This is a genomic window from Helicobacter salomonis (assembly GCF_900197775.1).
In the GTDB taxonomy this organism is placed as follows: domain Bacteria; phylum Campylobacterota; class Campylobacteria; order Campylobacterales; family Helicobacteraceae; genus Helicobacter; species Helicobacter salomonis.
Genome location: NZ_FZMA01000028.1, coordinates 17,730 through 35,245, shown reverse-complemented (window position 1 = coordinate 35,245; position 17,516 = coordinate 17,730). Strand labels below are relative to the sequence as shown.

Below are 17,516 nucleotides of genomic sequence, written 5' to 3'. Positions count from 1 at the left end.
GAAAGGAGAGACATGCCTTATGCGGCGTTAAAATCTGTGGCGTCTTATGTGCCAGAAACCTGCATCAAGAACAACGCATTCGAACCGCTTTTGGACACAAGCGATGAATGGATACAAAAGCGTACGGGAATCCAAACGCGCTATTTTGCTACCAAAGAGCAGAGTAGCGATTTGGGAGTTCGGGCAGCCCAGATTGCCATTGAGCGCGCGGGAATCACTAAAGAGGAGATCGATTTAGTTTTAGTGGGCACCTTGAGTCCAGACTACATGTGCATGCCCTCTACAGCCTGCGTTTTGAGCGCGAAGCTAGGTTTACAAAATACACCTAGCATGGACATTTTGGCGGCTTGTAGCGGATTTATTTACCTGCTTGCTAGTGCAAAAGCCTTTATAGAGAGTGGAATGTATAGGCATGTTTTGATTGTGGGAGCAGAGCGTTGTAGCAGTGTGCTGGATTTTGAAGATCGTGGCACCTGCGTTCTGTTTGGTGATGGAGCAGGGGCATGCGTAATTGGACGCACAGAGAATGTAAATGAGAGCATTTTAGATGTCAGAATTGCTTCTAATGGCCAGCATGCAGATTATCTCTATACACCCAGAGTTCTCAAAAGCAGTCCCTTCATCAGCGAGCGCGAATCTCCCAAACAAGCCCTTCAGATGAAGGGCAATGAGGTCTTTAAACTTGCGATTAAAACTTTGCTCAAAGATGTAGAGGAAATTTTGCAGGGCAACGCATTATCCCCTCAAGATATCGCTTATTTTATCCCGCACCAGGCTAACTTACGCATCATTCAGGCAGTGCAGAATCAGTTGTCTTTTAGCCCTGAGCAGGTTGTGCTCACGGTGCAAAAATATGGTAATACTTCTGCGGCCAGTATTCCAATGGCAATGAGCGACATTTATGAGCAAGGCAAACTCAAAAAGGGCGATTTGATGCTTTTAGATGCCTTTGGTGGGGGTTTGACATGGGGCTCGGCCTTAGTCTACTATGGGGGCGATCAAGCTTAATTTTAGACAAAAGCGTTAGAATTCGAATTTTTGATAAGAAAGGATTACAATGACAGTTGTCAGACTTACACGCGTAGGACGCAAGAAAAAGCCTTTTTACAGAGTTGTGGTGACAGATTCTAGGAAGAAGCGTGATGGGGGTTGGATTGAGTCCATTGGCTATTACAATCCCTTGAGTAACCCCAAGGTGGTGCACATTGACCACGTTCGCTTGGATTATTGGAAGGGAGTAGGGGCTAAAATGAGTGAACGGGTTTCTAAATTGGCAAAGGGATCGCAAGCCTAGTATGCGAGAAGGGGCGTGTGTAGAGGCGTTCATCTTAGAATATTGCAGGAAGATCGTTACCTACCCGCAGGTTGTAGAGGTGCGCTCTACGCTCCTAGAAGAACATCTTAAAGAAATTACGATCTATGCTAATCCCATGGATATGGGACGCATCATTGGCAAAGAGGGCAAGGTCGTCAGCGCACTCAAAACATTTATTTCGGGAATGAAAGCAAAAAATGGTTTGAGTTATAAGCTGGTTGTGCTTGCCACAGAAAACCCTTATGTGCTTTAAGATAGAAGATTTAGTAGTGGTGGGGTACTTGGGGCGAGCTGTGGGCCTGAGAGGAGGGCTTAGGTTGGCATTGGAGAGTGATTTTGAAGCATGCTTGCAGCCTGGAGTGCGCGCTTATGCTTACACCCAGACTCTAGGATCAGCCTCGCTTACCTCTTTAGATATCGCGCGCTTCGAGTCCCAAAAGAAATTGATTTTTTTTGAACAAATACAGAGTTTGGAGCAGGCCAAGGCTCTAACATGTTGGACACTTGGCATGAGTCAGGAGGATAGCCTGGCGCGTTGTCCCTTGCAAGAGGGAGAGTTTTTATACTTCCAACTGCTGGGCTTACAGATTGTAGAAGAAGAAGAGGTGTTGGGTGTGGTAACGCGTATTGAACGACTCGCCAATACAGACTATCTCTTTGTGCAAAACGCACAGAAGCTCTTTCTTATCCCCTATATTGATGTCTATATCCTCCATGTGGACTTAACTTGCCAACACATCTACACGCGCAACGCCAAAGGGCTTTTAGAAGCGAGTTAAGATTGCACTTTAGCTTTTTAACTCTCTTCCCCAAACTCATTGCCTTTTATTTTGAGGACTCTATTCTCAAACGCGCTTTGGATAAGGGCGTGTTTACCCTACAGATCACCGATATGCGTCCTTTTTCACCCCACAAATTCCAGCGGGCAGATTTTGCACTAGTAGGCGGAGGAGCAGGACAAATTTTAGACCCTTACATGGTCGAAAACGCGCTCAAAAGTGTGCACGACCACAACACGCATGTGATTTTCTTAACCCCCAGTGGAAAGCGCTTTTGCCAGCGAGATGCCAGACGCCTAGCGACTTATAAACATCTCGTCTTGGTTTGCGGGCGTTATGATGGTTTTGATGAGCGTCTGATAGAAACCTATGCGGACGAAGTTTTGAGCATTGGAGATTTCGTGCTTACGGGGGGCGAATTGGCCAGTTTATGCCTATGTGATAGTGTAGTGCGCCAGTTGGAAGGCACGCTGGGGAATGCGCATTCTTTAGAACAGGAAAGTTTTGAAGATGACTTGTTAGAAGCTCCTAACTTTGCTAGAACTCCCTTGCTGAATGTCCCTGGCTGTGCACATATCCCTGTAACTTCAGAGTATTCAAAGGGAAATCATGGCAGAATTAGGATTCTTATGCGCGATTTATCCATGGATAGGACGCAGTTTCACGCCCCTAATTTCTATGTGCTGAATCGTTCACGACACGCTTTTAATCCATTAAACACAAGAAAGGGCGATGATGAAAAACCGCTATATCCAACATTTTGAAGACACTCAGATTAAAAGCCAGCCCCCTGTATTTAAAGCAGGCGATACTATCAAGCTAGGGATTCGTATTCAAGAAGGTGATAAGGTGCGAACCCAGTATTTTGAAGGTGTCTGCATCAGTTTGCGTGGAGCTGGTGTAGACAAAACTTTCTGTGTGCGCAAAATTGGCGCAAATGGGATTGGTGTGGAGAGGATTTTCCCCCTTTATTCAGAGAGTTTAGTAAGCATTGATGTGCTACGCGTGGGGCGCGTGCGCCGTGCTAAACTCTATTACCTGCGCCAGCGCAGAGGCAAGGCTGCCAGAATTAAAGAAGTGCGCAAGAAAGAGCTCGCTTAAATCGACTCTGAGGTATCCCTCGCTGTGAAGCTGCAGAGCCCCGAGGTCTTCTGCAAACCTACAGCCTCCAATCCGCGTGGCTAATCCTGCTGATAGGTCTTGAGCCGCTCTTGGACAACATAGAGCTGGTACTGGAGATAATTGAGCACCAAATCCAGCTTCGTAGGTAGGTCTTTAATTTGGTGCGCCCTCAGTCCTTCGAAGAGGAGTAAGGTTTTCTGCTCCAAATCCCTCAAGAATGCCTGCTCCTCCTGAGATATGCTCGGGGAATTTTTAGACCCGTTGGAGCTATGCGCTGCCTGAGACTGCGAGTCCTTTTGTCCAATTTCGTCCAAAGTTTGAGAGATAATATTTTTTAGTTCCATTGCATCAGCCACTTTTCAATTATTCTCAACTCCGCAGGCTTGTCCGCCTGAATAAACAATTTTTGCATCTTTTGCATTTCAAAACGCTGTAGAGGCGCGTATTGCTGGAGTTGTGCGGGGGGAGTGGAGGGATGACTGGAGGCAGAAAGACCGCTCAAGCGTCTGTAGCCTAGCAAGGCCTCCTGGTTATTAGGGTCTTTTTCCAGCACGCTCTTATAAATTTCTAAAGCCTCGGGTTTAAGACCTTGTAACTCGTAGATGCTACCCAAAGCAATGGTTTTTTCCACACACACGCTCCCTGTTTGTCAGCTTATTATATAATGTGAGCTTTTAAGCATTGCTTTAATGGATGACTATGGAAATACATGCGCTGTATATGATTGTTGCGGGTCTAGGCTTAAGTGTGGTGAGCGGCCTCTTGCTCAAGCGTATCGATATGCCAATTATCATTGGTTACATCGTTACAGGGCTTGTCATTGTCGCGCTATTTCACATCGAAGATTTTGAATCTCTCTCTGAAATTGCTGACTTTGGCATCGTTTTTTTGATGTTCATGATTGGGTTGGAATTCAATTTTGACAAACTCAAGACCATGAAGCAGGAAGTGCTCGTCTTTGGTGGGCTACAAGTTGTGGTAACTTCTCTGCTATTCATGGTCTTTGGCTACTATGTGATGGGGTCTTCGTGGGAGTTTTCATTGGTCGTGAGCATGGGCTTTGCCCTTTCCTCTACGGCTATTGTACTCAAATTCTTCGAAGAGGGTAAGCAGCTCAACACACCCGTAGGTAAGATTGTGGTGGGGATTTTGATCTTCCAAGACATTGCTGCTATCCCCATGCTCTTAATTCTAATGCTCATGGGCGATGCGAACGCAGACTTTGTCAAGCTCTTGGTCAAGACTGCGATTTCTGCAAGTATTATCTTGGCCATCTTACTCTTACCGGGCAAGCAAGTTGCCACTAAAGTGTTGAACTTAGCTGCAGAAAGTCGCTTGCCTGAACTCTTTATGGCGACGATCCTACTCATTGTCTTTGGGGCAGCGAGCTTGAGTCATTTCTTTGGCTTTTCCATGTCGCTGGGGGCCTTCGTAGCGGGTATGGCGATCTCTAAATCGCGTTACCGTATCAAAGTACAGGACGAATTTGCCCCTTTAAAAAATATTTTTCTGGGTCTATTCTTTGTCACTGTGGGCATGCAGATCAATTTGAAATTCTTATTTGCTAATTTTTTTGCCGTTGTGCTCTTACTCAGCATGGCAATGGCGTTGAAAGTGGCGATCTTGTATTTTCTACTGCGATTCTTTAGGGACGCTAAGAGTTCGATTAGGGTTGCGCTCTCTTTAGCCCAGATTGGAGAATTCGCCCTTGTTGTCTTTTTAACAGCTAGTAAACAGCATGTGTTGAATCTCAAAAAGCACCAGGGTTTGCTAGCTTTTTTAAACGAAAAAGGAATTATTCATGTGGTGCCACAAGACATCCAGCAATTCTTAGTGCTCATGATCATCTTTTCCATGCTCGCCACGCCCTTTATTCTCAAATATCTGGACTCTTTGGCAAATTTTATTTTTCATCAAGAAGCCTCCAAAAATTAGTCTAAGAGGGGCAAATCATGCTAGAATACGCCCCAAACTATCCAGTAAGGAGTGAACATGGAATTGACAAAAGTTGAAAAAAAGGCTGCGAAACGAACCTGCAAAGATCAGGAAACCTTAGAACATCGCTGGGATTTGAGCGCGCTGTTTAAAGATTTAGAAACGTTAGATACGCACATTAGTGTCTTGGATAAGAAAGTTAAAGACTTTGAGGAAAGATATGCCAACACCTTTGGCCAGCTTGAAGTAGGTGACTTTAAAAAGGCTATGGAAGACTATGAAGAATTGAGTGAGGGTATCTCGAGAGCCATGGCCTATGTATCCTTGATCGTTGCCACCGACACGGACAAGAGTGATCTGTATTCCAAATACGAACTGCTGTGTAATGATATAGCGCAACATCTCTTGTTTGTGGACAATGAGTTTTGTGCCTTGGACAGCACCAAACAAGAGGAGTTGATCCAAGCTGTGCCTAAATACGCCTATAATTTGCGCTTACTCTTGAAACAAAAAGCCCATATCTTGAGCTTGTCCGAAGAAAAGATTTTGCTCGCCACTTCTAGTGTGGGCGTAGACGCGTTTTCCACTCTCTTTGACAAAACCCTCACCGCGCTCAAAATCCCCTTCCAAGACAAACTCATCAGCGAAGAAGAAATCCTCTCGGAATTGCACAATCCCGATCGCAAGTTGCGTAAAAAAGCCCAAAAAGCTCTGACAAAAGCTCTCAAAAGGAATGAGTTGGTGCTCACCTATGTGCTCAACATGGTACGCAAAGACCTGCACATTGGTAACAAATTACGCCACTATGAAACTCCAGAGAGTTTCCGCCACCTCTCCAACCAAATTTCTCAGGTGAGCGTGGATAGCATGTTGGAGATCGTCAATGACAATTATGCCTTAGTACAGCGCTACTATAGGATCAAATCCAAACTGCTAGGCTATAAACTCAAGGATTACGATCGCTACGCACCCTTAGAAACCAAAGAAAGTCCTGTGAGCTACCAGGAAGCGCTAGATTTAGTTTTAAAAGCCTATCGCGATTTTTCCCCTAAGTTTGCCCAAATTGTCGAGCATGCAATTGCGCACGGATGGGTGGATTCCCACCCTAGAAGTGGCAAACAAGGTGGGGCTTTTAGTGCGGGCACTGTGCCCAGCGCGCATCCCTTTGTCTTGCTTAATTTCACGAACAACCGCCGTTCTGTCTTCACGATTGCGCATGAGTTTGGACATATGATTCACCAGGAACTCAGTGGCAAGAATGTGGGCTATTTCAACGCCAACACCCCTTTGACCACTGCAGAAACCGCCTCTGTCTTTGGAGAAATGCTTCTGTTTGAGAGTTTGAAACAGGACCTAGATAAGAGAGAACTCAGGGGTATTTATGCGGGCAAGTTGGAAGACATGTTTTCCACCATGTTCAGGCAGGTGGTCATGACGAATTTTGAACGCCGTATCCACGCCACGCAGGAGGAGCTCAAGGCCCAAGATTTTGACACCATTTGGCAGGAGGAAAACGCCAAGATGTTTGGCAAGAGCGTGAAACTCACCAAGAATTATGCGCGCTGGTGGAGTTATATTCCCCATTTTATCCACACTCCTTTCTATTGTTATGCCTATAGTTACGGGCAATTGCTCGTGCTCGCTCTCTTTGGGTTGTATCGTCAACAAAAAACCTCTGATGAGCGCAAGGCATTTATCGAGACTTACACTGACTTTTTGAGCAAGGGAGGGAGTCAAAGCCCTGAAGAGCTGGTGGGCATGTTCGGACTGGATATTCAGGATAAGGAGTTTTGGAAAATTGGCATGGGTGAGGTGGAAAAAATGCTTAGTGAATTTGAGGCCTTGCTTTGAGAGATTTGAGTGCGCGCTACAACGCCATGGCTAACCAGCATTGCCTGGAGCACCTCTATTTTTTGCACAGCCATCGTGTGAATTTTAGCGTGTTTTGCGATCTCTCCAAGGTGCGCTTTGAGCCTCTCTTGCCTAGGGACCTGTTTGAGAGCTTTGGAAATTTTGTGCTGTTTGTGTTAGCGGGCTACACCTTTGAGAGCTTAAAAATCCATCGCTTGAGCCAAGAAATTAGCTTCGAAGCGGGTTTAGGCGACAATATTGAAACTACGGTGAGCATTGCCCTAGAGGGGATTGTGCAGATCATCGTCAAGGATAGAAATGACTCCAATGTGGTGCTCTTTAACCGCTCGGATGCTACGAGTATTTTTGGCGATAATGGTGAAACGCAGATTCAAGATTCCAAAGAAGCGTTTCTAGCCGATCCGAGAAATCAACAAGCTTTACGCACCCTTCAAGGCAAAGAATGAGCGTTTTAAAATTACAGATCAAGGTTTTTCGGTTCGATGCGCGCAAGGATTACAATCCCGCTTACCAGCTTGCCCAAGTGGAATACACCCCAGATTGGCGCTTAAGTGATGTGCTGGCGCATATCCCTTTACAAGATTTTAACTACGATCGCGCGCATTTAGGTGTGCGCCTTAACCAGGTAGCAGTCTTTGAAGACACCCCTGTACTAGACTTGATCGCACGGTTTTCTAAGGAGTGGGTACTTGAACCTTTGAGTATCAAATACGCCCTCCACGATTTACTCATGGATGAAGAGGCGATTTTAAGAGATTACCAACGTTTCTTGCACAGTGCCCCTTTCCTCACTCAAGAAGAACGCAATGAGCTAGCTAGATACACTAACATTAACTTTATCCAGCCCCACTATCCCGATGGCTATTATGGCGATGGATTTTTCTTGTATATCAAGTGGCTCATGGGGCGTTACCCACACCGCTCTAAAGAACTCTTACAGAGCATCGCCGATGTCAAGTATGGTGTGATGAGTTTTGTCAGCCCTAAGCCCTACCTCTATCCCCCCAGCGATCGTATTGAGCAAGAAATTTACGACTTACAGAAATGGCTTGTCCAAGCCTCTAATTGCCCCATTGCGAACAATGTGTGGGCATATATTGGCAAAAATTTGGAGGCTAAATACCAGTTTAAAACCCCAGCTACTCCTCAAGCCCAGGGGGATTTTTTACTCTTTAATGCCTACGATAAAACCCATAACAGCACACCCTTGTTGCAAAGCGTGAAGGCTTTGTTAACGCGTTTGAATTTACGCGTAGTAGAGGCAGAGTGTTGTTTTGACGGGGGATATTGGGGGCGTTTGGGTGATTTAGAAAAATTTGTGAGCGCGAATGCCTATAATATGGCTTTAGCACAGAAAATGGGCGTATCTCTCCTCTTGGCCGATCACGATGCCTATGCTAACGCGCTTTACGCACAAGAACTCTTGCAAGATGAGGCACTCAAAGAGAAAGTCAATCAAAATCTAGCCCTCTATGGTTTGGAATATAAAGAAGCTCCTTTGGTATATTTGAACGCCTACTTGTTGGAAAATGTTCCACCACTTCAGAGTGTCTTCACTGGTTTTTCCAGTGTACTCTTCGCCCCTGAAGATAGTGATTATTACAGACTTTTTCAGCCTCTTAGCCTCGCTTGTCATACCCCTCTCTTTGCTAAACAAAGCCTTACCCACCTCTTAGATACCAATATGTCCCTAGCCTTAGAGCGTTTTGGGGCATTGCGTTATGAAGCCATCGATCTAGGCGCGGATTTTTTACTCACCACCTCATTAAGTCAATTCCACATGCTGGACACTTTAGCTAAAAAAGCCTCGAATGCCTATGGTCGCGATCATGACATAACAAGCACGCTCTACCTATCTCAGTTAGTTTTATTGGGGATGGGCGAAACAGACGCACAGGTTTTAGGATTACATGCACATCAGCAGCCCTTTAATTTCTTGTAAGGAGGCGCGTTGCAATTAGGACTCAAGATTCTCTTTGCCATGGCACTCGGCATGGGTTGGTATGGCATTAATGGGGAAGAATCTGGAGAGTTCTCCTTGCTCATTTTTGTTTTTGTGCTCGTGTTATTATTGCTCAAACCCATCACTTTCCAATCCCCAGAGAAACGCGAGGATTATATCCAGCAATTGCAACGCAATTACGAGCGTAAGCGTGAACTCAAGAACAAACAGCGTGCCGAGAAAAAGCGTATTTCCCAAGCTGCAACCGAACGGGACTATAAAGAACAACGCGAAAAACACCAACAACCCAACAATAAATTCTTTTAAAGTGAAACGATGATAGAAGTGATTTTAGTAGTGGCAGTGGCCGTAGTTTTACTTTATTTATACTACACCTTGCAAGAATATCTCAAAAACCCCTTGCACGCGCCCACGCCCAATTCTGAACCTGTAGAAACCTTAGATGTCTATCCTCTTCCTAGCCCCGAACAGAGTTTAAGAGAGAGCGAGCTTGGAGTGGTCGCGCTCTTATTAGGGCGTGCCTTGGATTCTATGCCTGATAGTCTCCTCAAGCAAGCCTTAATCACTTTATTTTTAACCGATTTAAGCCAAAATAGTGGGGTTGCTTTGGAACAATTGCAAGAGCTTTACAAGACCACAGACAAGCCTGATTTAGAGGAGTTATGCGCGCAATTCTTAGAAGTCGCGCATGGAGAATACAAAAAGCGCCTCAAACTCGTCGAATTTCTCTTTGTGCTCGCCTACGCGCAAGGCTCTTTGCAAGAACAGAGTAAAGAAGTTTTGCTCGATGTGGGGGCGTTTTTGCGCCTAGAAAATAGCGATTTTAATGCACTCTATGAGGATTTTGAATCTTTAGCGCACAACAAGCCTTACAAGGTGGTCTTAGCCAAAATGCCAGACTTTTGCGCCTTTGAAGCACAAGTGGCATTGCACTATCTCAATTTCATGGATGCTAAAAGCTGGCATAAAAGTTATCTGCCCGATCGCTTAAGCGTGCTGTGGCAACTCCAAGAGATTTACCAACAAGGACGCTAATGGATTTCCCCCCCTTTGATCTGAGTTTAGAAAAGCGTTATTACCAAATTTGCAAGGAGCGGGGTTATTTTGAAGTGGGCGCGCAAGGGCGACCTTTTGCACTCATGATGCCTCCGCCCAATATCACGGGGCGTTTGCATATCGGACACGCTTTAACCTTGAGTTTGCAGGATATTTTAGCCCGTTATAAGCGCATGGACGGGTATCGCGTGCTTTACCAACCCGGTCTCGATCACGCTGGGATCGCGACCCAAAATGTCGTAGAAAGAGAGCTTTTAGCCCAAGGTGTGCGCAAAGAACAAATTGGACGCGAAGCGTTTGTGCAAAAAGTTTGGGAGTGGAAACAAACCTGCATGCACCAAATTGTAGAGCAAATGCAAGAGCTGGGGTTGAGCTGCGCATGGAGTAGATTACGTTTTACGATGGATGTAGGCTTGCAAAGGGCCGTGCGTGCGGCATTTAAAGAATGGTATGAGCGCGATCTGATTGTGCAGGATTTTTACATGGTCAACTGGTGCACTAAAGATGGTGCGCTAGCTGATATTGAGGTGGAATACGCCCAAGAGGATGGCAAGCTCTACCATTTGCGCTATCCCCTAGAACAGGGTGGAGCGGTGGTGGTGGCCACCACGCGCCCAGAGACCTTTTTTGGAGATGTCGCTTTGATGGTGCACCCGCAGGATTCACGCTACCAACACCTCATTGGACAAAGAGCGATATTGCCTTTAAGTGGGCGTGCAATCCCCATTATCGCCGACGAGTATGTTGATCCCAATTTTGGAAGCGGTTGTGTTAAGGTTACCCCCGCGCACGATCCCAATGACTATGAAGTGGGCAAACGCCACCATTTAGAGCCTTTAGTGATCTTTGATACGCAGGGCATTTTGAACGCCCATGCGCTAGAATTTGCCGGACAAGAGCGCCTAGAGGCGCGCCCACGCATTGTGCAGACTCTGCAAGAGCAAGGCTTTATAGAAAAGATCGAGCCCCACACCCATCAGGTGGGCAAGTGTTACCGCTGTAATAACACCATCGAGCCCTATATCTCCAAACAATGGTTTGTAAAAAAAGAGGTTGCTCAGGGCGCGATTGCCAAAGTCAGGGAGGGCTTGGCGCAGTTTTTCCCTTCTACTTGGCGCAATAATTACAATGCGTGGATGGAAAACTTGCGCGATTGGTGCATTAGCCGCCAACTCTGGTGGGGGCATCGCATCCCTGTCTTTACTTGCGCCAATAACCACCAATTTGTCAGCATCGACGATCCCACTTGTTGCCCTAAATGCGGCGATTTGCACTTAATCCAAGACCCCGATGTACTAGACACTTGGTTTAGCTCGGCCTTATGGCCCTTTAGCACTCTAGGTTGGGGGCAAGAAAATGCGCCAGAATTTAGCGCCCATGATTTAGAGGATTTTTACCCTAATAGCGTGCTGGTTACCGGGTTTGACATTTTGTTTTTTTGGGTGGCGCGCATGCTCTTAGCGGGAGAGAGTTTGCTAGGCCAATTACCCTTTAAGGACATCTATCTGCACGCTCTAGTGCGCGATGAAAAGGGCGAAAAGATGAGCAAATCTAAGGGGAATGTGCTTGACCCCCTAGAGATCATCGCCACGGAGGGGGTGGATAGTCTGCGCTTTGCTCTAGCGATGTTGAGCGTGCAGGGGCGTGATCTGCTTCTCTCAAAAGAGAGCATTGAGCAAGCGCGCCACTTCACCCATAAACTCTACAACGCTACCCTTTTACTTTCTAAATACGCCCAAGAATGTGGTACACAAGAGGGGAAAAGTGTGCTAGGGGCTTATGCGCGCTCTAGGTTGCATGCCACCACTAAAGAGGTGCGCCAAGCCCTAGATAGCTACCGCTTTAACGATGCTGCGCGCCTGCTCTATCGCTTCTTATGGGGCGAATTTTGCGATTGGATCTTAGAATTTCTCAAGGCCGATAAACAGAGTGCGACCATCCACGCGCTCATTGAGGTCTTTAAAGACGCACTCAAACTCTTGCACCCCTTCATGCCCTTTGTGAGCGAATACCTCTACCACCATCTCGAGGGCACTTCTTTAGAAAATGCGCCCTCACTCATGCTGGCTACCTATCCCGCAAAGACAGCGCGTGATCTGGAATTAGAAAAAACCTTTGAGGGAATTAAGGAAGCCTGCACCGCCTTTAGGCGCTTAAAAGTCTTGCTAGGCATAGGAGCATTACCTAAGGGCTACCTCCAAAGCTCCTTAAGCTTAGATTCGCAGACCCTAAGTTTTATTAGCAAACTCACCAAAATCGCCCACTTGGAAGTGGTGGCCAGCAAGCCCCAAGGGGCTCTAAGTGATGTGGGGGAATGGGTGAGCGTGCATGTGAGTTTAGAGGGGGTTGATGTGAGCGCACTAGAAGCGCGCTTACAAGCCCAACTTGTTAAGTTGGAAAAAGAAAAGGCCAAACTCAATTTAGATAACCCGCAGTTTTTGGCCAAAGCCCCCAAAGCTTTACTAGAAAATTTACGCGCGCGTGCGCAAGAAATCGCGCAAAAGAAAAGCCAAATCACAGCTGAACTCACACTCTTAGAGAGTGCAAAGGAAACTCATGTTTGAAGCTTTAAGCGAATCGTTTAAAAATGCCCTGAATAAGATCCGTTTTCAAGACGACCAACAAGCCCTAGAAAAAGCCCTAGACGCGCTGAAAAAATCGCTCTTGCGCAATGATGTGCACCACAAGGTAGTTAAAGAACTCATCACCCAAATCAAAGACAAAACCTTGGCTAAGGGTGTTGGCAAACAGCAGTTTTTAGATTCCTTGCAAGAGAGTTTGCTAGAAATCTTAAGTGTGCCCGGGGGTGCGAGCGGGTTTGTCTACGCTTCTAAACCCCCCACGATTGTGCTGATGTGTGGGTTGCAAGGAGGGGGTAAAACCACCACATGTGGCAAACTCGCCCACTATCTCAAAACCCGTCAAAAAAAGGTCTTATTAGTGGCCTGCGACTTGGAACGCTTGGCCGCCGTGGAGCAATTACAAGTCTTGGGCGCGCAGGTGGAGGTGGAGGTGTTTCACCAAGAGGGAGGAGTGCTTGAAATTGCTAAGGGAGCACTAGCGCGCGCACTAGAGGGGCAATTTGATGTGATGATTGTAGATAGCGCAGGGCGTTTGGCCATTGATAAACCCCTGATGGAGGAACTTAAAGCCTTAAAGGATTTGCTAAACCCCCATGAAGTCTTTTATGTCGCGGACGCGCTCAGTGGACAAGATGGAGTGCGGTCTGCAAGCACCTTTCATGAACAAATAGGCATTAGCGGGGTGATTTTAAGCAAATTTGATAGCGATAGTAAGGGTGGGGTGGCACTAGGGATCGCCTACCAGCTCAAACTCCCCCTGCGCTTCATCGGGCATGGGGAGAAAATTCCCGATTTAGACCTCTTTGTGCCTGAGCGCATCGCCAACAGATTGATGGGCGCAGGGGACATCATCACGCTGGCAGAAAAAACCGCCAGTGTGCTAGACCCTAAAGAGGCCAAAGATTTATCTAAAAAGCTCAAAAAGGGGCAGTTTACCCTAAATGACTTTGTCACCCAGATTGAAAAGCTCAAAAAATTAGGCTCTTTAAGTGCACTGGTATCGATGATCCCCGGGCTAAACAATGTAGCCAGCGCGCTTAAAGGCACGGATTTAGAAAACTCTACTGAGATTAAAAAGATCAAGGCGATGCTCTCTTCCATGACTGCCAAAGAGCGTGAAGATCCTAGCTTGCTCAATGGAAGCCGCAAAAAGCGTATTGCTTTAGGGGCGGGCTTGGAAGTAGCTGAAATCAATCGCATTTTAAAGCGTTTTGATCAGGCTGCCCAACTGGCTAAAAAACTCAGTGCTAAGGGCGGAGTGTCTAATCTGTTACAGATGTTGCAGCAACAGAAGCACAATTGACATACTCTCCCATAACTAAAGTTAGGGGATTCTAGCTTTAGTGGAGATCGCGGCTTCAGGCAGGACAGCTCCGTTTGGAGTCTTACGTTCCCTATTCCAAAGGTTGATGCCCCAACCCCAAGGGTATTACCCCTTGATTGCAACACAAATATTAGCACAGCCATGCTGGTAAGGCTTAATCTATCAGGGTATCTATGTGTTTTTCCAAAACCACCATGGTTTGGAGTTGAGAGATGATTTCATGCATTAGAGGCATAAATTTCTGCAAAGGCGCGTTGGAGGACATTTCTTTGGCAATTCCCTTATAACCTTGTAGAATGCCTTTCAAATAGTCAAATAGAGGGTTTTCGCGTGCATAGTAGTCTTGTAGCACGACGAAAAGCACGGCATTTTCTTTAAAGATTTCGATCACGTGCGTGCTAGTGGCTTCATCCAAGTTGATGCGGTGTGCACGGATGTCTAAAACGAGATTACTCAGCTTGTCATTTAAGATACCGATGTTGCGGTGTGTATCGGCCTGATGGACTGCCATCCTATGGATGGCATCTTGGATGTCTTGAATTGAAGGTTCAGCACATAGGGGTAACAGCGTTAGCAGGGCAAGAAGGGTGCGCATACAAAGCCTTTTTAAAGGGCATTATAGCCTTTTGTAGTATAATCCGAGTTATTTTTTAAAGAAGAGGTCATCTTGCAGCCCCTACTTTTCACCCCCGGTCCCACTCCCATCGCCCCTCAGATCGCACGCACTTTGAGCCTACCCGCTCCCCACCATCGCACCCCGGAGTTTGAACAAGCCTTTGCACAGGTGCGTGTCCAGCTCAAAGAGATGATGGGCATGCAGGAGGTGGTAATTTTAGTGAGCAGTGGCACGGGGGCAATGGAGGCGAGTTTGTGCACCTTTGTGAGTTCTCATACCCAAGAGCCCAAACTCTTGGTGCTCAATAATGGCAAGTTTGGGGAGCGCTTTACCCAGATCGCCAAAGCCCACCACATTAACTATTTGGAGATCAAAAACTCTTGGGACACCCCTATTAGTGCGTCAGAAGTGCTAGCTTGTGTGCAAGAGCACCCTAGCTTAGAGGCGATCGCTCTGCAGGTATGCGAGTCTTCAGGGGGTTTGCGCTTGGACTTTGAAGGGATTAGCGCGGCTCTCAAGACGCACAATCCTAACTTCTTGGTGATTGTAGATGCGATCACGGCACTAGGCGTAGAACCTCTCAAGGTTGAGCATGTCGATGTGCTCATTGGGGGGAGTCAAAAGGCGTTTATGTTGCCCGTGGGTTTGAGCTTTGTAGGTTTGAGCGCATACGCACTTTCTCAATTACGCCCCCATGGGTATTATTTTAATCTCGCTTTAGAATTACAAAAACAGCAACACAATACCACTGCTTTCACGGCGGGCATTTCGCATGTGATGGCACTACAAACCTATTTTGCATGTGTTGCAGAGTTTGGAGGGTTACAAGCCCTCTTTGAGAACACAGCCCAGCGCGCGCTAGCTAGTGAACATGCGATCAAGGCCCTAGGTTTGCAAATTTACCCCAAAACCCCCGCCCTTAGCATGAGCACGATCTACCACGAGCGCGCCCTAGAGATTAGAAAACGCCTTAAAAACTATGGCGTGGTGGTCGCTGGAGGACAGGATCATCTTAAAGACTTGCTGATACGCATCAATCACATGGGAATTATAGAGGTGTACACGCTTGCATGGGTGCTCAACGCGCTAGAACAAAGCCTAGTAGATTTGGGCTTAAGAGCGCGTTTTGAGGGCGAAGCGGTGCGTGCGTTTATGCAAGCTTATTACTAGGAGAGTGCGTGCGTCAATACTATAGCTATGCAGATTTTAGACAAGATGCCCTAGCTTTAGCCAAACAAATAGAACAGGACTTCAAACCTCAGGCTATCATTGCCATTTTAAGAGGGGGGATGACCTTAGCGCACTTTTTGGGGCTGTATTGGGACATTAAAGAAGTTTATGCAATTAATGCAAGCTCTTATAACCGTGAGCGCACCCAAGGCACCCTAGAGATTAGCAATGTGCCCACTTTGCCCGCACAACACCAATGCGTGCTAGTGGTGGATGAGATCGTAGATAGTGGGAAAAGCTTTCTAGGAGTGATGGACATTTTGCAAAAGCAATACCCACATGTCTGTTTTAAAAGCGCAGTCCTCTTTGCTCAAAAAAGCGCGCGCTATCAGGCGGACTTTGTGCGCAAAGAGGCGAAGTGCTGGATTGATTTTTTCTGGGAAGTAGATTTGCAAGGAGGTTCTCTTGCGCCCTAAACTCTATCTAGTATCTCTGGGTTGTTCTAAAAACTTAGTGGATAGCGAGGTGATGCTAGGCAAACTCGCCCATTATGAGCTCACCCAAGAGTGCGCGCAGGCTGATGTGATCATTGTCAACACCTGCGGGTTTATCGCCTCTGCTAAACAGGAGAGCGTGCAAGTTTTGTTAGAAGCTATTAAGGCGCGTAAAGAGGGGGCGTTGGTGGTAGCTAGTGGGTGTTTGAGCCAACGCTATAAAGAAGAATTGCAAGCCGAATTGCCTGAGATCGATATTTTTACCGGTGTGGGGGATTACGATCGCATCGATGAGCTCATTAAGGCCAAACAGAGCGCGTTTTCTACGGGCGTGTTTTTAGCGGGTGCACACAACGCGCGCACCATCACGGGTTCTAAGGTGCATGCCTATGTCAAACTCTCAGAGGGGTGTAACCAGCAGTGTAGTTTTTGTGCGATCCCTAGTTTTAAGGGACGCTTGCAAAGCAAGGGAATCGCTCAAATCTTAGAGGAAGTGGAAAATCTGGCCAAACAGGGTTTTAGCGATATTAGTTTCATCGCTCAGGATTCGAGCTCCTATCTACGCGATCAGGGCGTAAAAAATGGGCTAATTGAGCTCATTAAAGCTATTGATGCCCAACAAATCCTAGAGAGCGCGCGCATTTTCTATCTCTACCCTAGCACCACAACCCTAGAGCTCATCGATACGATCGCGCATTCTCCCATTTTTATGAATTACTTTGACATGCCCATCCAGCATATCTCTAATGCTATGCTTAAAACTATGCGCCGTAACTCCAACACCCAAGCACATCTTAAGCTACTAGAGCACATGAAGAGCGTGCCTGAGAGTTTTTTACGCACCACTTTGCTATTGGGACATCCCGGGGAGAGTGAGGAAGATATTGCAATCTTACAAGAGTTTTTAAAGGGCTTTAGTTTTGATCGCATTAATCTCTTTGCCTTCAGTCCTGAGGAAAACACCCGCGCTTATAGCATGCCCGCTTTGCCTGAGAACGTGGTTAACCAACGCCTAGATACCATTAACGCTTGTGTGCAACAACAGGTTCAAGATTCCATGCAAAGGCTCTTGCATCAGCCTATTGAAGTGATTGTAGAGGGTTTGAGTGAGGATGGGCTCTTTTTAAAGGCGCGCGACAAACGCTGGGGCTTAGAGATTGATGGGGAGATTCTCATCAATGAAAGCGAGTTAGACAATGTGCAACCCGGGCACTACCGCGCTATCTGCCATACCTACCAAGAGGGTGTATTAGTGGGAAAAATCATTGCGTGAGGCACTGGCTAGCCA

The 17,516-nt window shown here is 46.7% G+C and carries 20 protein-coding genes; 17 read left to right on the top strand and 3 right to left on the bottom strand.

Translation table 11 applies throughout. The annotated features are described in order from the left end of the window. Positions 1 to 12 precede the first annotated feature (12 nt). From C6H04_RS05405 to rplS, 6 genes are read left to right on the top strand one after another with little or no spacing between them, the layout of a single operon-like run. A complete protein-coding gene (locus C6H04_RS05405) occupies positions 13 to 1,008 on the top strand; it encodes a beta-ketoacyl-ACP synthase III (RefSeq protein ID WP_104695318.1) in 996 nt (331 codons plus the stop codon). A gap of 49 nt (positions 1,009 to 1,057) precedes the next feature. Next, the gene (gene rpsP, locus C6H04_RS05400) at positions 1,058 to 1,294 is read left to right on the top strand and encodes a 30S ribosomal protein S16 (RefSeq protein WP_104732546.1); all 237 of its coding nucleotides are present in this window, start codon (positions 1,058 to 1,060) and stop codon (positions 1,292 to 1,294) included. 1 nt (position 1,295) lies between these two features. Next, on the top strand, positions 1,296 to 1,568 hold the full coding sequence (locus C6H04_RS05395; protein WP_104732545.1) for a KH domain-containing protein: 273 nt from the start codon (positions 1,296 to 1,298) through the stop codon (positions 1,566 to 1,568). Next, the gene (rimM, locus tag C6H04_RS05390) at positions 1,558 to 2,094 is read left to right on the top strand and encodes a ribosome maturation factor RimM (RefSeq protein WP_104695315.1); all 537 of its coding nucleotides are present in this window, start codon (positions 1,558 to 1,560) and stop codon (positions 2,092 to 2,094) included. The genes C6H04_RS05395 and rimM overlap by 11 nt, the downstream gene beginning before the upstream one ends. A gap of 2 nt (positions 2,095 to 2,096) precedes the next feature. Further along, the gene (trmD, locus tag C6H04_RS05385) at positions 2,097 to 2,858 is read left to right on the top strand and encodes a tRNA (guanosine(37)-N1)-methyltransferase TrmD (protein WP_104732544.1); all 762 of its coding nucleotides are present in this window, start codon (positions 2,097 to 2,099) and stop codon (positions 2,856 to 2,858) included. Then, complete coding sequence (rplS, locus tag C6H04_RS05380) at positions 2,830 to 3,195, top strand: 50S ribosomal protein L19 (RefSeq protein ID WP_104732543.1); 366 nt, start codon at positions 2,830 to 2,832, stop codon at positions 3,193 to 3,195. Before trmD ends, rplS begins: the two co-directional genes overlap by 29 nt. 80 nt (positions 3,196 to 3,275) lie before the next feature. Here rplS and C6H04_RS05375 read toward each other — a convergent pair whose 3' ends face one another. Both C6H04_RS05375 and C6H04_RS05370 read right to left on the bottom strand, forming a co-directional pair. Further along, positions 3,276 to 3,560, bottom strand: a complete 285-nt coding sequence (locus tag C6H04_RS05375; protein WP_104695312.1) for a CiaD-like domain-containing protein — start codon at positions 3,558 to 3,560, stop codon at positions 3,276 to 3,278. Continuing rightward, on the bottom strand, positions 3,551 to 3,847 hold the full coding sequence (locus tag C6H04_RS05370) for a tetratricopeptide repeat protein (protein WP_104732559.1): 297 nt from the start codon (positions 3,845 to 3,847) through the stop codon (positions 3,551 to 3,553). The genes C6H04_RS05375 and C6H04_RS05370 overlap by 10 nt, the downstream gene beginning before the upstream one ends. Before the next feature lie 68 nt (positions 3,848 to 3,915). Here C6H04_RS05370 and C6H04_RS05365 point away from each other — a divergent pair, with 68 nt between their 5' ends. Genes C6H04_RS05365 through ffh form a run of 8 tightly spaced genes read left to right on the top strand, consistent with a single transcriptional unit; the run spans position 3,916 to position 13,927 of the window. Continuing rightward, the gene (locus C6H04_RS05365; protein WP_104695311.1) at positions 3,916 to 5,151 is read left to right on the top strand and encodes a cation:proton antiporter domain-containing protein; all 1,236 of its coding nucleotides are present in this window, start codon (positions 3,916 to 3,918) and stop codon (positions 5,149 to 5,151) included. 57 nt (positions 5,152 to 5,208) lie between these two features. Beyond that, positions 5,209 to 7,002: a M3 family oligoendopeptidase gene (locus C6H04_RS05360; protein ID WP_104695310.1), complete on the top strand. Its 1,794-nt coding sequence runs from the start codon at positions 5,209 to 5,211 to the stop codon at positions 7,000 to 7,002. Continuing rightward, on the top strand, positions 6,999 to 7,469 hold the full coding sequence (locus C6H04_RS05355; protein WP_233709674.1) for a hypothetical protein: 471 nt from the start codon (positions 6,999 to 7,001) through the stop codon (positions 7,467 to 7,469). The genes C6H04_RS05360 and C6H04_RS05355 overlap by 4 nt, the downstream gene beginning before the upstream one ends. Then, positions 7,466 to 8,965 carry a DUF5644 domain-containing protein gene (locus C6H04_RS05350; protein WP_104732542.1) on the top strand — a complete coding sequence of 500 codons (1,500 nt, stop codon included), beginning with the start codon at positions 7,466 to 7,468 and terminating at the stop codon, positions 8,963 to 8,965. The genes C6H04_RS05355 and C6H04_RS05350 overlap by 4 nt, the downstream gene beginning before the upstream one ends. Positions 8,966 to 8,974: 9 nt before the next feature. Further along, entirely contained in the window at positions 8,975 to 9,292 is a 318-nt protein-coding gene (locus C6H04_RS05345; protein WP_104695308.1) for a hypothetical protein, read from the top strand. Between the two features lie 9 nt (positions 9,293 to 9,301). Next, positions 9,302 to 10,021, top strand: a complete 720-nt coding sequence (locus tag C6H04_RS05340) for a TerB family tellurite resistance protein (protein WP_104732541.1) — start codon at positions 9,302 to 9,304, stop codon at positions 10,019 to 10,021. After that, positions 10,021 to 12,606: a valine--tRNA ligase gene (locus C6H04_RS05335; RefSeq protein ID WP_104732540.1), complete on the top strand. Its 2,586-nt coding sequence runs from the start codon at positions 10,021 to 10,023 to the stop codon at positions 12,604 to 12,606. Before C6H04_RS05340 ends, C6H04_RS05335 begins: the two co-directional genes overlap by 1 nt. Next, entirely contained in the window at positions 12,599 to 13,927 is a 1,329-nt protein-coding gene (ffh, locus tag C6H04_RS05330) for a signal recognition particle protein (RefSeq protein ID WP_104732539.1), read from the top strand. Before C6H04_RS05335 ends, ffh begins: the two co-directional genes overlap by 8 nt. Before the next feature lie 175 nt (positions 13,928 to 14,102). Here the strand turns inward: ffh and C6H04_RS05325 are convergent, their stop codons facing one another. Then, the gene (locus tag C6H04_RS05325; protein WP_104695304.1) at positions 14,103 to 14,543 is read right to left on the bottom strand and encodes a hypothetical protein; all 441 of its coding nucleotides are present in this window, start codon (positions 14,541 to 14,543) and stop codon (positions 14,103 to 14,105) included. A 72-nt stretch (positions 14,544 to 14,615) separates the two neighbouring features. On the opposite strand from C6H04_RS05325, the gene C6H04_RS05320 reads away from it, so the two are divergent. From C6H04_RS05320 to rimO, 3 genes are read left to right on the top strand one after another with little or no spacing between them, the layout of a single operon-like run. After that, positions 14,616 to 15,734, top strand: a complete 1,119-nt coding sequence (locus C6H04_RS05320; protein ID WP_104732538.1) for a pyridoxal-phosphate-dependent aminotransferase family protein — start codon at positions 14,616 to 14,618, stop codon at positions 15,732 to 15,734. Between the two features lie 8 nt (positions 15,735 to 15,742). Continuing rightward, the gene (locus C6H04_RS05315; RefSeq protein ID WP_104732537.1) at positions 15,743 to 16,210 is read left to right on the top strand and encodes a phosphoribosyltransferase; all 468 of its coding nucleotides are present in this window, start codon (positions 15,743 to 15,745) and stop codon (positions 16,208 to 16,210) included. Beyond that, complete coding sequence (gene rimO / locus C6H04_RS05310) at positions 16,200 to 17,501, top strand: 30S ribosomal protein S12 methylthiotransferase RimO (protein WP_104732536.1); 1,302 nt, start codon at positions 16,200 to 16,202, stop codon at positions 17,499 to 17,501. Before C6H04_RS05315 ends, rimO begins: the two co-directional genes overlap by 11 nt. The last annotated feature ends 15 nt before the right edge of the window (positions 17,502 to 17,516 follow it).